The sequence below is a fragment of the Streptomyces sp. NPDC090083 genome, from assembly GCF_044747445.1.
In the GTDB taxonomy this organism is placed as follows: Bacteria; Actinomycetota; Actinomycetes; order Streptomycetales; family Streptomycetaceae; genus Streptomyces.
Genome location: NZ_JBIVED010000001.1, coordinates 913,930 through 926,799, shown reverse-complemented (window position 1 = coordinate 926,799; position 12,870 = coordinate 913,930). Strand labels below are relative to the sequence as shown.

Genomic DNA, 12,870 nt, shown 5'->3' with positions numbered 1-12,870 from the left:
TTAGAAGTACCCCTCGCGCTTGCGGTCTTCCATCGCGGCCTCGGACATCTTGTCGTCGGCCCGCGTCGCGCCCCTCTCGGTCAGCCGGGAGGCGGCGATCTCGGTGATGACCTGTTCCAGGGTCACCGCGTCGGAGTCGACGGCACCGGTGCACGACATGTCGCCGACGGTCCGGTACCGGACGAGCCGCTTCTCGACGGTCTCGCCCGCCTTCGGCCCGCCCCACTCGCCGGCGGTCAGCCACATCCCGGCCCGGCTGAACACCTCGCGCTCGTGCGCGAAGTAGATCTGCGGCAGCTCGATGCCTTCGCGGGCGATGTACTGCCAGACGTCGAGTTCGGTCCAGTTGGAGAGGGGGAAGACGCGGACGTGTTCGCCGGGTGCGTGGCGGCCGTTGTAGAGGTTCCACAGTTCGGGGCGCTGGCGGCGGGGGTCCCACTGGGAGAACTCGTCGCGGAGGCTGAAGACGCGTTCCTTGGCGCGGGCCTTCTCCTCGTCGCGGCGTCCGCCGCCGAAGACGGCGTCGAAGCGTTCGGTCTGGATCTTCTCGGTGAGCGGCAGGGTCTGGAGGGGGTTGCGGGTTCCGTCGGGGCGTTCGCGGAGCACACCGCGGTCGATGTAGTCCTGGACGGAGGCGATGTGGAGGCGCAGTCCGTGGGCGGCGACCACGCGGTCGCGGTAGTCGAGGACTTCGGGGAAGTTGTGTCCGGTGTCCACGTGCAGGAGGGAGAACGGTACCGGCGCGGGTGCGAACGCCTTGAGTGCCAGGTGGAGCATGACGATGGAGTCCTTGCCGCCGGAGAAGAGGATCACCGGCCGTTCGAACTCGCCCGCCACCTCGCGGAAGATGTGCACCGCCTCGGACTCGAGAGCGTCCAGATGCGAGAGGGCGTACGGCGTGTCCGTACCCTCGTCGGCCGTGGCCACGGTCGTCGTCATGCCAGTCCCCTCTCGGTGAGCAGCGCGTGGAGTGCCGCCGCGGACTCCCGCACGGTCTGGTGCTGCGACTCGATCCGCAGGTCCGGCGACTCGGGCACCTCGTACGGGTCGTCGACCCCGGTGAGCCCGGTCAGTTCACCGGCGGCCTGCTTGGCGTAGAGACCCTTCACATCGCGTACGGAGCACACGTCGACCGGGGTCGCCACATGCACCTCGACGTAGGCGGTGCCGCTCTCCTGGTGCCGTTTGCGGACGGCCTCGCGGCTGTCGGCGTACGGCGCGATGACCGGGACGAGCGCCAACACACCGTTGCGGGCGAGGAGTTCGGCCAGGAAGCCGATGCGCTGCACGTTGGTGTGCCGGTCCTCGCGGGAGAAGCCGAGGCCCGCCGAGATGAACTCGCGGATCTCGTCGCCGTCGAGCACCTCGACGAGGCGGCCCTCCTCGCGCAGCCGGCCCGCCAGCTCGTACGCGATGGTGGTCTTGCCGGCGCTCGGCAGACCCGTGAGCCAGACGGTGGCTCCGGTCGTCACGTGCAACTCCTTGTCGCTGATGGTCATTCGTGCAGCCCGCACTCGGTCTTGCCGCGTCCCGCCCAGCGGCCGGCGCGCGCGTCCTCGCCCTCCAGCACCCGGCGGGTGCAGGGCGCGCAGCCGACGGACGCGTAGCCGTCCATCAGCAACGGGTTGGTGAGGACGCCGTGTTCGGCGACGTAGGCGTCCACGTCGTCCTGGGTCCAGCGGGCGATGGGGGAGATCTTGACCTTCTGGCGCTTCTCGTCCCAGCCGACGACCGGGGTGCCCGCGCGGGTCGGGGACTCGTCACGGCGCAGTCCGGTCGCCCAGGCCGCGTACGTGGTCAGGCCCTGCTCCAGGGGCTGGACCTTGCGGAGCTTGCAGCACAGGTCCGGGTCGCGGTCGTGCAGCCGGGGGCCGTACTCGGCGTCCTGCTCGGCGACGGTCCGGCGCGGGGTGAGCGTGATGACGTTGACGTCCATCACGGCCTCGACCGCGTCACGGGTGCCGATGGTCTCGGGGAAGTGGTAGCCGGTGTCGAGGAACACCACGTCGACGCCGGGCAGCGCGCGGGAGGCGAGGTGGGCGACCACCGCGTCCTCCATCGAGGAGGTCACGCAGAACCGTTTGCCGAAGGTGGCGACCGCCCACTGGAGGATCTCCAGCGCGGAGGCGTCCTCCAGGTCGCGGCCCGCCTGCTCGGCCAGGGCTTTCAAGTCGTCGGTGGGGCGCGCTTTCTGAGTCGTCGTCATATCTCGTCTCCCCCTGCGTCGGTCTGCCGAAGGCCCCGGGCGAGGAGCCCGAGGAACTTCAGCTGGAAGGCCCGATTGCATGCCGCGCATTCCCATGCGCCATGGCCCTGCTCGCTGGGACGCAGGTCCTCGTCACCGCAGTAGGGGCAGTAGAAGGGGGCGGCCCGCTCACTCATGGCCCCTCCTTCCGCGGTCGTCGCCGCCGCTCACGACAGTGCCTCCTCGGAGGCGCGCGTCGCCCATGCGGCGAACCGCTCACCGTCCTCGCGCTCCTGCTGGAACCGGGTGAGCACCCGCTCGACGTAGTCGGGCAGTTCCTCCGAAGTGACCTTCAGGCCGCGGACCTTGCGGCCGAAGCCGGCCTCCAGACCGAGGGCGCCGCCCAGGTGCACCTGGAAGCCCTCGACCTGCTCGCCCTGCTCGTTGAGGACCAACTGCCCCTTGAGACCGATGTCCGCGACCTGGATGCGGGCGCAGGCGTTCGGGCAGCCGTTGATGTTGATGGTGATCGGCTCGTCGAACTCCGGGATGCGGCGCTCCAGTTCGTCGATGAGCGTGATGCCGCGCTGCTTCGTCTCGACGATCGCGAGCTTGCAGTACTCGATGCCGGTGCAGGCCATCGTGCCGCGCCGGAAGGGGGAGGGCTTCGCGGTGAGGCCGAGCGCTTCGAGGCCCTCGACGAGGGAAGCGACCCGGCTCTCCTCGACGTCGAGCACGATCATCTTCTGCTCGACCGTCGTGCGCAGCCGGCCGGAGCCGTGCGCCTGGGCCAGCTCGGCGATCTTCGTGAGCGTGGTGCCGTCGACACGGCCGACGCGCGGGGCGAAACCGACGTAGAACAGGCCGTCCCGCTGGCGGTGGACGCCGACGTGGTCGCGCCAGCGCTGGACGGGCTGCGCGGGGGCGGGGCCGTCGGCGAGCCTGCGCCGCAGGTACTCGTCCTCCAGGACCTGGCGGAACTTCTCCGGGCCCCAGTCGGCGACGAGGAACTTCAGGCGGGCGCGGGTGCGCAGCCGCCGGTAGCCGTAGTCGCGGAAGATGCCGATCACGCCGGCCCAGACGTCCGGGACCTCGTCCAGCGGGACCCAGGCGCCGAGCCGGACGCCGATCTTCGGGTTGGTGGACAGGCCGCCGCCGACCCACAGGTCGAAACCGGGGCCGTGCTCGGGGTGGTGCACTCCGACGAACGCGATGTCGTTGATCTCGTGCGCCACGTCCAGCAGCGGGGAGCCGGAGATCGCCGTCTTGAACTTGCGCGGGAGGTTGGAGAACTCCTTGTTGCCGATGTACAGGCGGTGGATCTCGTCGATCGCGGAGGTGCCGTCGATGATCTCGTCCTCGGCGATGCCGGCGACCGGGGAGCCGAGGATGGTGCGGGGCGTGTCGCCGCAGGCCTCGGTGGTGGAGAGGCCGACCGCCTCCAGGCGGTTCCAGATCTCGGGCACGTCCTCGATCCGGATCCAGTGGTACTGCACGTTCTGCCGGTCGGTGAGGTCGGCCGTGCCGCGCGCGAACTCCTGCGAGACCTCGCCGATCACCCGGAGCTGGTCCGTGGTCAGCCGGCCGCCGTCGATGCGGACGCGCAGCATGAAGTACTTGTCGTCCAGCTCCTCCGGCTCCAGGATCGCGGTCTTGCCGCCGTCGATCCCGGGCTTGCGCTGGGTGTACAGCCCCCACCAGCGCATCCGGCCGCGCAGGTCGTTCGGGTCGATCGAGTCGAACCCGCGCTTCGAGTAGACCGTCTCAATGCGTGTCCGCACATTGAGACCGTCGTCGTCCTTCTTGAACTGCTCGTTGCCGTTGAGCGGGGTGAAGTGCCCGGCTGCCCACTGACCCTCACCGCGGTGACGGCTCACCTTGCGGCGGGGCGCTGCGGCTGCGGGGTTCTCAGGGGTGGCGGCCATGGTTCTACGTCCTCCGGGACAGGCGGGTGATCGGCTCTGACCTGCGCGTACGGGCGCATGCGGGCATACGTGCGCATCATTGCGCAAGGTGAGGCAGATACGGGGAAATCCGGCGGTGCTGCGGCTCGGCTAGCCCGCGGGACAGATGGCGCTGGACATGCGGCCGAGGTCGACGTGCCGCCGACTCACCAAGGCAATTCCAGTTCCGGACATGACGGAAGCGTGTCACGGCGTTCTGGACACAGTCCAGCTTCGTCCGTCATGCGGACACCCTTGTCCCGCTATCTGAGACAAGGGTGTCATCGGTCACACGCCGCGCACGCCGTCCTGCCGACGCGGGGCGGACAGGCCAGGTCAGGCCTGGTGGGCCCCCGGCCAGGGGCCCGGCGTGGGGACCAGCCGCACCTCCTCGACCTGTGTGTCGAAGAGCTTGAAGCCCCGCCGCTGGTAGTTGTCCATCGCGTGCACCCCGTCCAGGCTGCACGTATGCACCCAGACCCGCCGAGTGGGGGCCCGGCCGGGCCAGCGGTCGGCGAGGTCCCAGGCGCGGGCGGCGCCGTAGGAGAGGAGGTGGCCGCCGAGGCGGCGGCCGCGGAAGGCGGGGATCAGGCCGAAGTAGACGATCTCCACGACGCCGTCGTCCTGCGGCTCCAGTTCCACGTACCCGCCGGGCGTGCCCCGGTCGTACACGACCCAGGTCTCCACACCCGGCCGGTCCAGATGCTCCCGCCACCGCGCGAACGTCCAGTGCAGCCGGTCGATCCAGAGGATGTCCCCGCCCACGGACGCGTACAGAAAACGGCTGAACTCGGGGGAGGGCAGCTCGGAGCGGACGATCCGCACGTCCCCGTCCGGCGCGATGGCCGGGAGGAGGTCGCTCGGGTCGGTCTGCTCCAGGGACCAGGTGGTCACGGGCGTGTTCGTCATGCCCGTCAGGGAATCATCCGGCCCACGGATCTGTCGATCAGGTGATCATCCGAGCGAGCTGTCGATCGAGTTCAGCGGCAGGGCGAACAGCATCCGCCCGGACACCGACCAGACCTCGCCGGTCTCCTGCCAGTAGGAGAGGGAGTCGGTCTGCGCGCTCCAGCACCGGTGCGAGTCGTCGGCCCCGCACTCGGTGGCCTTCGCGTCACTGGTGTTCTGACGCCACAGCGAGCCGCGCGTGTCGTGCTTCCCGGGTGTGCCGCCCACATACCAGGCGGACCCGTTCGCGAGCACGCCCCCGGTACCACCGGCCTTCGTCGCGTACGCCTCCTCGGGCACCGCGCGCCCCGCCGAGTCGGTGGCGAGCAGCCCCGGCCGCGCCGGATCCCGGCTGAAGGGATAGCGCCACAGCCGCTTCGCGCCGCTCGCGACCAGACTGTCCGGCACGCTGCTGCGGTCCAGCGAGAGACCCACCGGCCGCACGGCCGCCGCGCCGCCGCTCAGCCGGTACGACCCGACGGCGGGCAGCACGTACCGGTACCCGGCGGCCGACCAGCCCTCGCGCACCCGGCCGACCGTTCCGGCTGTCACCGTGGTCCGCTGGATGCGGTTCATGTCGTACACGTACAGCGCGTCGCGCGTCCCGCCGGTCGTGGTGACCAGGAGTTTGTCCTGGTACCAGACCATGCCGGAGATCGTGGAGACGAGGGCGCGGTAGTCCCGTCCGCCGTCGGTCGGCACGGCGAGGAGGGCCCAGGTGTAGGTGAGGCGGGCGGGGTCGTCGGCGTTCACGAAGGCGACCCGGGCCAGGCCGCGGCTGTTCGCGGTCCAGCCGGAGAGGATCACCCGGTTCGAGCCCCACCAGCCGTCCTCGTCGGCGTCGCCCGAGGTGGTCACCGAGCGGGGCGTCCAGGCGGGGTCGGCCGCGTCGCCGCTGTCCCAGCAGTACGCGTGCGTGGCGGCCGGTTCGACGGGCAGCGCGGACTTCTCGTCCGTCGTGCAGTCGGCGGCGTCGCGCAGGGTGTGGTCGGCGCTCTTCAGGACGGCGTCGACACCGACCGGCCGGCCCATCGCCGACGCGAGCCGGTCCAGGGACTCCTGTGGCTCAAGACGCTCCCTCAGCTGCAACGCGCCCAGGTCGGAGGCCGAGGTCAGGGGCTTGAGCGCCCCGGGATCCGATCCGACCGTGGCCTGCGAGGCGCTGATCATCGTCGCGGCCGCGGTGAGGCCGAGCGCGGCCCCGGTCAGCACGGCGCGCAGCGCCCTGCCCCGCTTGCGCCGGCGATGTCGCCCACGTGCACTCATAGTGTCCTCCCGAGGCGAGCCAACTGCGCCTGGTGATTCATGCGTTGACCAGGGAGCAGGTGGGGTGGCCCGTAGAGGGATGCTACGGCAGTCATGGCCCCCGCATGGGTAAGACCCTGCAAATATGCGGAAGATGCCGCCGGACGCGTCTTTTGCGCCACCTGTCCGGGCCGGCGCCCTGACCCGCGTCTCCGTGTCCGCTACGGCACTTGGGCCGACGCCCGCCCCCGGGCCACCCCGGGTGCCGTGGAGTGCGGCAGCAGCCCGCGCGGGTCGTCCGGCAGCACCACCTCCACCTCGGCGTCCTCGCGGAAACGGTACGGCCGGTGTTCGAGGACCGCCCCGAGATAGCGCCGCACCCGCGACAGCTCGGCCCGTACCGTCACCGTGCGGCCCGGGTCGCCGAACATGTCCTCGGCGAGGTCCGCGGCGCTGCGGCCGGTGCGGTGCAGCGCGAGGAGGTAGAGCAACTCGGCATGCCGCGGGCTCAGTTCATGGGTCCAGGAGCCCGCGCTGCCGGAGACCGTCACCGACCAGTGCCGCGGCAGGGCCAGGTCGAGCACGATCCGGGCCGCGGCGGTCACGGGCGCCGGGTCGTCGGAGACGCGGATCAACCAGCCCCCGGCCAGCGGCTCCAGCGAGCACAGCCCGAGCGAGGGCACCCAACGACGTCCCTCCGACGGCGACTTGGGCAGCGCGATCCGTCTCGCGTACGGCATGCCGGTGACCGCCGCCGTCCAGCCGTCCCGGTCCACCACCAGGGCCTGCCCGCCGATCCGGGGCAGGATCGGCGCCGCCACCGCGCGCAGCCGCTCCAGCGAGGTCATGTGCAGTTCCCGCAGCCGGGCCTCGGCGAGCTTGGCCACCGAGTCGACCCAGGCCAGCGTCGCCGGGTGCATGGTCTCCAGCGGGCCGCTGACGTCGACGACGCCGATCAGCCGGCCGTCCCTGGGGTCGGTGATCGGGGCGCCCGCACAGGTGAACGCGGCCAGCGCGTGCGAGAGATGCTCACCGGCGAAGACCTGCACCGGCCGCCGTACCACCGCCGGGGTGCCCACGCCGTTGGTGCCGATGACGTCTTCGCGCCAGTCCGTGCCGACCTCGATGCCCACCTCGTCGGCCTTGCGCAGCACGGCGGGACTGCCCTCCCGCCACAGCGCGCGGCCCTCGGCGTCGGCGACCAGCACGATGTGGTGGGCGGCATCCGCCACCGACACCAGCCCCTCGCGCAGCACCGGCAGCACATGCCGCAACGGGCTCGCGCCGCGCCGCCGTTCCACCTCCTCCAGGGAGAGCAGCCCGGTGCGCAGATCGTGGTCGGGGCGGGTCCCGCCGCGTAACGCGCGCTCCCAGGACTCCTCGATCACCGGGCGCGGCGGGGTGCGGGCGCGCTGTCCGGGGAGCCCGGAGAGCCCGGAGTGCCGGGCGTCGCTGAGCATCCGGGCCGTCCGTGCCGCGTCGACAGTGGTGCGCCACGTCCGACCGGCCGGCGGGTTCGCCATGGGTCCTTCTCTCCGGTCCCGTATCGACTGTTGTTCTCATAGTGCCGCTCCACGGTGACGGAGGGAGACAGTCCGGACACAGAAGCGGCCAAGTTGCAACCCTCTGCAACCCTGGTGAACAGCCGTACGGTGTCTGAAACTTGTCCCACGCTGCGAGGGTGGTGCCGTGTCGGCGCAGCACCACCCTCGCGTTGTGCCGGTCCGTCTCAGACCGCCGGCCGGGCCCGCTCGACGATCGACGCGAGGTCCAGGCTCGGCGGCAGGGTGCCGAACGCGGCGCCCCAGTCGCCGCCCAGCCGGGACGCGCAGAAGGCGTCGGCGACCTCGGGCGGCGCGTACTGGACGAGCAGCGCCCCCTGGAGCACGAGCGCCATCCGCTCGACCAGGCGCCGGGCGCGGCCCTCGATGCCCTCCAGGTCGGCGAACTCGGCGAGCAGGTTCTTCATCGCCCCGTCCAGCCGGTGATCGGCGCCGCGCACCCGGCCGACCTCGATCAGGAAGGCGTTCAGCGCCTGCGGTTCACGCCGCAACGCCCGCAGCACGTCGAGGGCCTGGACGTTCCCGGCGCCCTCCCAGATCGAGTTGAGCGGCGACTCCCGTACCAGGCGCGGCAGTCCGGACTCCTCCACATAGCCGTTGCCGCCCAGGCACTCGGCCGCCTCGACCGCGACCGGTGAACAGCGCTTCGTCACCCAGTACTTGGCGGCCGGGACCGCCAACCGCAGGAACGCGGCCTCCTGTTCACCGCCGTCGTCGTAGGCCGCCGCGAGCCGCAGCCCGAGGGCGGTGGCCGCCTCCGACTCCAGGGCGAGGTCGGCCAGCACGTTGCGCATCAGCGGCTTGTCCATGAGCGGGCCGCCGAACGCCTCGCGGTGGGCGGCGTGATGGACCGCCTGCGCGACGGCCTGCCGCATCAGCCCGGCTGAGCCGAGCACACAGTCGAGCCGGGTCGCCGCGACCATCCCGATGATGGTGCGCACCCCGGCCCCCTCCTCGCCGACCCGGCGCGCCCAGGTGCCGTCGAACTCGACCTCGGCGGAGGCGTTCGACCGGTTGCCCAGCTTGTCCTTGAGGCGTTGGAGGAGGAACACGTTGCGGGTGCCGTCGGCCAGCACGCGGGGGACGAGGAAACAGGTGAGCCCGCCGGGTGCCCGCGCCAGCACGAGGAATCCGTCGGACATGGGCGCCGAGCAGAACCACTTGTGGCCGGTCAGCTCGTACGTCCCGTCCTCGGCGAGCGGGCGGGCCTCGGTGGTGTTGGCGCGGACGTCGCTGCCGCCCTGTTTCTCCGTCATGCCCATCCCGAGGACCGCACCGGCCTTCAGCCGCGCGGGCCGCAGCTCACGGTCGTAGACCACGGACGTCAGCCGCGGCTCCCACTCGGCGGCGAGCGCGGGGTCGGCGCGCAGGGCGGGCACGGCCGCGTGGGTCATCGACAGGGGGCAGCAGTTGCCCGCCTCGACCTGGGTCCAGACCAGGAACCCGGCGGCCCTGCGGACATGGCCCGCCGGGCGGTTCCAGGCAGCGGTCAGCCCGGCGGACACGCCCTTGCCGAGCAGCCGGTGCCAGGCCGGATGGAACTCGACCTCGTCGGTCCGGTGGCCGTAGCGGTCGTGGGTGCGCAGGACCGGGGGGTTCTCGTTGGCCTGCGCACCCCACTCCTGGAGCTGGGCCGAACCGGCGGCGCGGCCCAGCGCGGAGAGGTCGTCCCGGACCTCGTCCAGCAGTCCGGGCGGTGTGTGCCGTTCGACCGCCTCCGTGAGGACGCGGTCGGCGGTGAAGACGTCGTAGCCGACCAGTGGGGGAGTCTGGTTCGTCACGGTGTGGGTGGTGCGTGCCATGGCTGGAACCTACCCGGGGGGACGGCGGCGGTCTGGAGATCCACCCTGCGGTGCGCGGGATCTCACCCTGACACGCCGCCGCCCCGGACGTCAGGCCGAGCGGGACATGGCCGCCAGCATCGCCGTCTCCGGCGCCGCTGCCTCCTCTTCCTCCAGCCAGCCGGTGCGGTAGACCGTGTCCAGATAGCGTTCGCCGAGGTCGGGGGCGATGGCCACCGCGGTGGTGCCGTGCCGTCCGTTGCGCGCGAGCCACTGCTCGGCGCCGCGGACGACCGTGCCGGTGGAGCCGCCGAACAGGAAGCCCCGCGCGGCCAGCCGGCGGCAGGTCCCCACGGTGTCCGGCTCCGCCACATGGATCACGTCGTCGATGTACGACGTGTCGAGGAAGGGCGGCGCCACGCTGGTGCCGAGCCCCGGGATCATCCGCAGCCCGGCCTCCCCGCCGAACGTGACCGAACCGGCCGCGTCCACCGCGACGATCCGCACCCGGCGCCGCCACTCCCAGAACCAGCGCGCGCAGCCCATCAGCGTCCCGGTGGTCCCGGCCCCGACGAACAGCACGTCGAGCCGCGGGAACCGGCGGGCGATGGCGGGTGCCGTGGTGCGGTAGTGCGCCCGCCAATTCCCCTGGTTGGTGTACTGGTTGAGCCATACGTACCGCTCGTCGGACGCGCACAGCGCCCGCACGTACCCGATCCTGGCGCCCAGGAAGCCGCCGTGCGGGTCGGGCTGGTCGATGACGTGGACCCGGCTGCCGAGCGCCTCCATCAGCTGCACCGTCGGCACGTTGCAGCGTCTGTCGGTGACGCACAGGAACCCGTAACCGCGGCTCGCCGCGAGCACGCTGAGCGCCACGCCCAGATTCCCGGACGACGACTCGACGAGCACCGAGCCGGGCCGCAGGATCCCGGCCCGCTCGGCGGCGTTCACCATCTCGGTGGCGGCCTTGAGCTTGACCGAGCCGGCGAAGTTGAAGCCCTCGCACTTCAGATAGAGCGGCAGCTCCAGCGCGGCCCGCAGGTCGACGTAGAGGTCGTCCTCGTTGAACTCCGCGGGATCGGAAATAACAGCCATGTTCTCCCCCTGGTGGTGCGCCACGATCGCCGTCAGCCGTGCCGGCGCAGCTCGTGGAAGAACCCGTCGACGACGTGGAGTTCACCCCGTCGTACCACTTCGTCATGGACGAACCGGCCGACCGCCAGATCGAGCACCCCGAGCCCGAACGGCGAGAACACCACGGTCCGGTCGGCCGGTACGGTCACCCGCCCGGTCAGCACGTCGTCCAGCGTGCCGTCGATGAACTCGCGTCCCCCGGTGGCCTGTTCGGCGAGATGCGGTGAGGTGTCGGCCTTCAGACAGTGCTCCACGTCGTCCACGAAGTTCGCGGACGCGAGCAGGACCGCCGGGTCGAGGTCCCGCAACGACACGTGCAGCACCAGCGGATGGTGGTCGAACCAGGACGGATCGTGCACGTGCGGGGTGCCCGCGATCGTCGCGAACACCAGCAGATCGCTCGATCGGACCAGGCCTTCGAGCTTGTCGTGCACGGTGATCCGCCCCGGCGCCTGCGACCGTTCCAGATACCCCCGGAACCCCTCCGCGCTCTCCGCGGACAGGTCGTACACGCCCGTCTCCTCGAACTCCCAGCCGGTGGCGCGGAGATGAGTGTGGATGTAGCGCGCGATCAGGCCCGTCCCCACGAACCCGACCCGAGCCGGCCGGGTCCGTCCCTGGCTGAGCCTGTCGGCCGCGAGCGCCGCCGAACTCGCCGTACGGGTCGCGCTGATCACCGAACTCTCCAGGCAGGCGTACGGATAGCCGGTGTCCGGGTCGTTGAGGATCAGCACCGCCGAGGCCCGGGGCAGCCCCGACCCGGTGTTCTCCGGGAAGCTGGAGATCCACTTCAGCCCGTCCACCCGCGACGGCCCCCCGAGCGACGCGGGCAGCGCGATGATCCGGGACGACGGACGGTCCGGGAAGCGCAGGAAGTACGACGGCGGGTTCACCGAGTCGCCCGCGCCGTGCAGCCGGTAGGTGGCCTCCACGAGGGCGCGGATCTCCGGCTCCCGCCCGGCGAGGGCCAGGTGGACCTGCTCGCCGCTGATGACCGAGAAGGAGGGTGTCCCGATGCTCATGCCGCCCTCCCGCCGGCCGACGGGGCGAGGTCGCCGAGCCGCACCGGATCGCCGAGCCCGGCGAGCACCTCGCGCGGCCCCGCGAACGGCTCCCTGCCGTGCGCGGTACGGATGTTGTCCACCAGCAGCAGATCCCCCGAGCGCCACGGCTCGCGCCGCACATGACGGTCGTAGGCCTCGTTGATGGCCGTCACGATGCCCGCGTCGATCGGATCGCCGTTCCCGAAGCGGGTGTTGAAGGGGAGCGCGTCGGCGCCGTAGACGTCGACGAGGTACTCGCGGACCTCGGGTTCCATCGTCCACTCGTTCAGGAACGCGATCTGGTTGAACCAGCAGGGGCGGCCGGTGACCGGGTGGCGGAGCACGGCGGCGCGGCGCTGGCGGGTGCGCAGCGAACCGTCGTGCTGCCAGGCGAACTCGATGCCCTGGGCGTGGCAGTAGCGCTCCACCACGGCCCGGTCGTCGGTGCCGAAGGCCTCGGCGACCGACGCCCCGATCTCCTCGTGGTACGTCCGCGTCAGCATCCAGCCCTCCCGCTCGAACCGTTCCACGAGTGGCGCGGGCAGCGACCGCAGGACGGCCTCGGCATCGGCGACCGGGGTCGCGCCGCCCTCCGTCGGCGCCTCCAGACAGGCGAAGAGCAGCAGCCCCGGGAGCTCCAGGGAGTAGCTCAACTCGTGGTGCTGGCACATCGGTTGGTCGGTCGGCCACTTGGTGGCGGAGTACACGCCCTCGGCGTACGTACGGCGGGGCGCGAACGGCTCCCGGTCGGCCATCAGGGAGTTCGCGAGCCGCCGGAAGACGGCCTCGGCGCCCGCCGGGTCGGCGAGGCCGAGCCCGCGGACCAGGACGCAGCCGTGCTCGGCGACGACGGCCCGCAGCGCGTCACGGTGTCCGGCGACCCAGCCGGCCGGGTCCGCGCCGGCGTCGGCCGCCAGCAGCGGCGGACGGTCCGGGCCCAGGGCGACGGAGTGGAGCAGCGTCGCGGATGAGAGCGACATCTCGGTGTTCCTTTCGGTGGTGCTGTCGTTCGTTCGGCCGGGGGTGCGG

The 12,870-nt window shown here is 71.7% G+C and carries 13 protein-coding genes; all 13 read right to left on the bottom strand.

The features are described from left to right. Positions 1–939: a sulfate adenylyltransferase subunit CysD gene (cysD, locus tag ACIPTO_RS03900; protein WP_401189275.1), complete on the bottom strand. Its 939-nt coding sequence runs from the start codon at positions 937–939 to the stop codon at positions 1–3. Continuing rightward, entirely contained in the window at positions 936–1,472 is a 537-nt protein-coding gene (gene cysC, locus ACIPTO_RS03895) for an adenylyl-sulfate kinase (RefSeq protein WP_401189274.1), read from the bottom strand. The genes cysD and cysC overlap by 4 nt, the downstream gene beginning before the upstream one ends. A gap of 23 nt (positions 1,473–1,495) precedes the next feature. Continuing rightward, positions 1,496–2,206 (bottom strand): phosphoadenylyl-sulfate reductase, encoded by a 711-nt coding sequence (locus ACIPTO_RS03890; RefSeq protein WP_366312054.1) that lies wholly within the window; start codon positions 2,204–2,206, stop codon positions 1,496–1,498. After that, positions 2,203–2,382 carry a hypothetical protein gene (locus ACIPTO_RS03885; protein ID WP_033281522.1) on the bottom strand — a complete coding sequence of 60 codons (180 nt, stop codon included), beginning with the start codon at positions 2,380–2,382 and terminating at the stop codon, positions 2,203–2,205. The genes ACIPTO_RS03890 and ACIPTO_RS03885 overlap by 4 nt, the downstream gene beginning before the upstream one ends. 30 nt (positions 2,383–2,412) lie before the next feature. After that, positions 2,413–4,110: a nitrite/sulfite reductase gene (locus ACIPTO_RS03880; RefSeq protein ID WP_366312052.1), complete on the bottom strand. Its 1,698-nt coding sequence runs from the start codon at positions 4,108–4,110 to the stop codon at positions 2,413–2,415. A 129-nt stretch (positions 4,111–4,239) separates the two neighbouring features. Beyond that, positions 4,240–4,323, bottom strand: a complete 84-nt coding sequence (locus tag ACIPTO_RS03875; protein ID WP_309500612.1) for a putative leader peptide — start codon at positions 4,321–4,323, stop codon at positions 4,240–4,242. Positions 4,324–4,464: 141 nt separating this feature from the next. Continuing rightward, a complete protein-coding gene (locus tag ACIPTO_RS03870; RefSeq protein WP_366312050.1) occupies positions 4,465–5,037 on the bottom strand; it encodes a GNAT family N-acetyltransferase in 573 nt (190 codons plus the stop codon). 45 nt (positions 5,038–5,082) lie between these two features. Beyond that, positions 5,083–6,342, bottom strand: a complete 1,260-nt coding sequence (locus ACIPTO_RS03865; protein ID WP_366312048.1) for a hypothetical protein — start codon at positions 6,340–6,342, stop codon at positions 5,083–5,085. A gap of 200 nt (positions 6,343–6,542) precedes the next feature. Continuing rightward, entirely contained in the window at positions 6,543–7,844 is a 1,302-nt protein-coding gene (locus ACIPTO_RS03860; RefSeq protein ID WP_401189271.1) for a GAF domain-containing protein, read from the bottom strand. Between the two features lie 206 nt (positions 7,845–8,050). Beyond that, positions 8,051–9,685, bottom strand: coding sequence for an acyl-CoA dehydrogenase family protein (locus ACIPTO_RS03855; RefSeq protein WP_401189269.1), 1,635 nt, complete (start codon positions 9,683–9,685; stop codon positions 8,051–8,053). Between the two features lie 90 nt (positions 9,686–9,775). After that, positions 9,776–10,759, bottom strand: a complete 984-nt coding sequence (sbnA, locus tag ACIPTO_RS03850) for a 2,3-diaminopropionate biosynthesis protein SbnA (protein ID WP_401189268.1) — start codon at positions 10,757–10,759, stop codon at positions 9,776–9,778. 32 nt (positions 10,760–10,791) lie between these two features. Beyond that, positions 10,792–11,820 (bottom strand): 2,3-diaminopropionate biosynthesis protein SbnB, encoded by a 1,029-nt coding sequence (gene sbnB / locus ACIPTO_RS03845; protein WP_366312040.1) that lies wholly within the window; start codon positions 11,818–11,820, stop codon positions 10,792–10,794. Next, positions 11,817–12,821: a TauD/TfdA family dioxygenase gene (locus ACIPTO_RS03840; RefSeq protein ID WP_401189265.1), complete on the bottom strand. Its 1,005-nt coding sequence runs from the start codon at positions 12,819–12,821 to the stop codon at positions 11,817–11,819. The genes sbnB and ACIPTO_RS03840 overlap by 4 nt, the downstream gene beginning before the upstream one ends. Between the last annotated feature and the right edge of the window lie 49 nt (positions 12,822–12,870).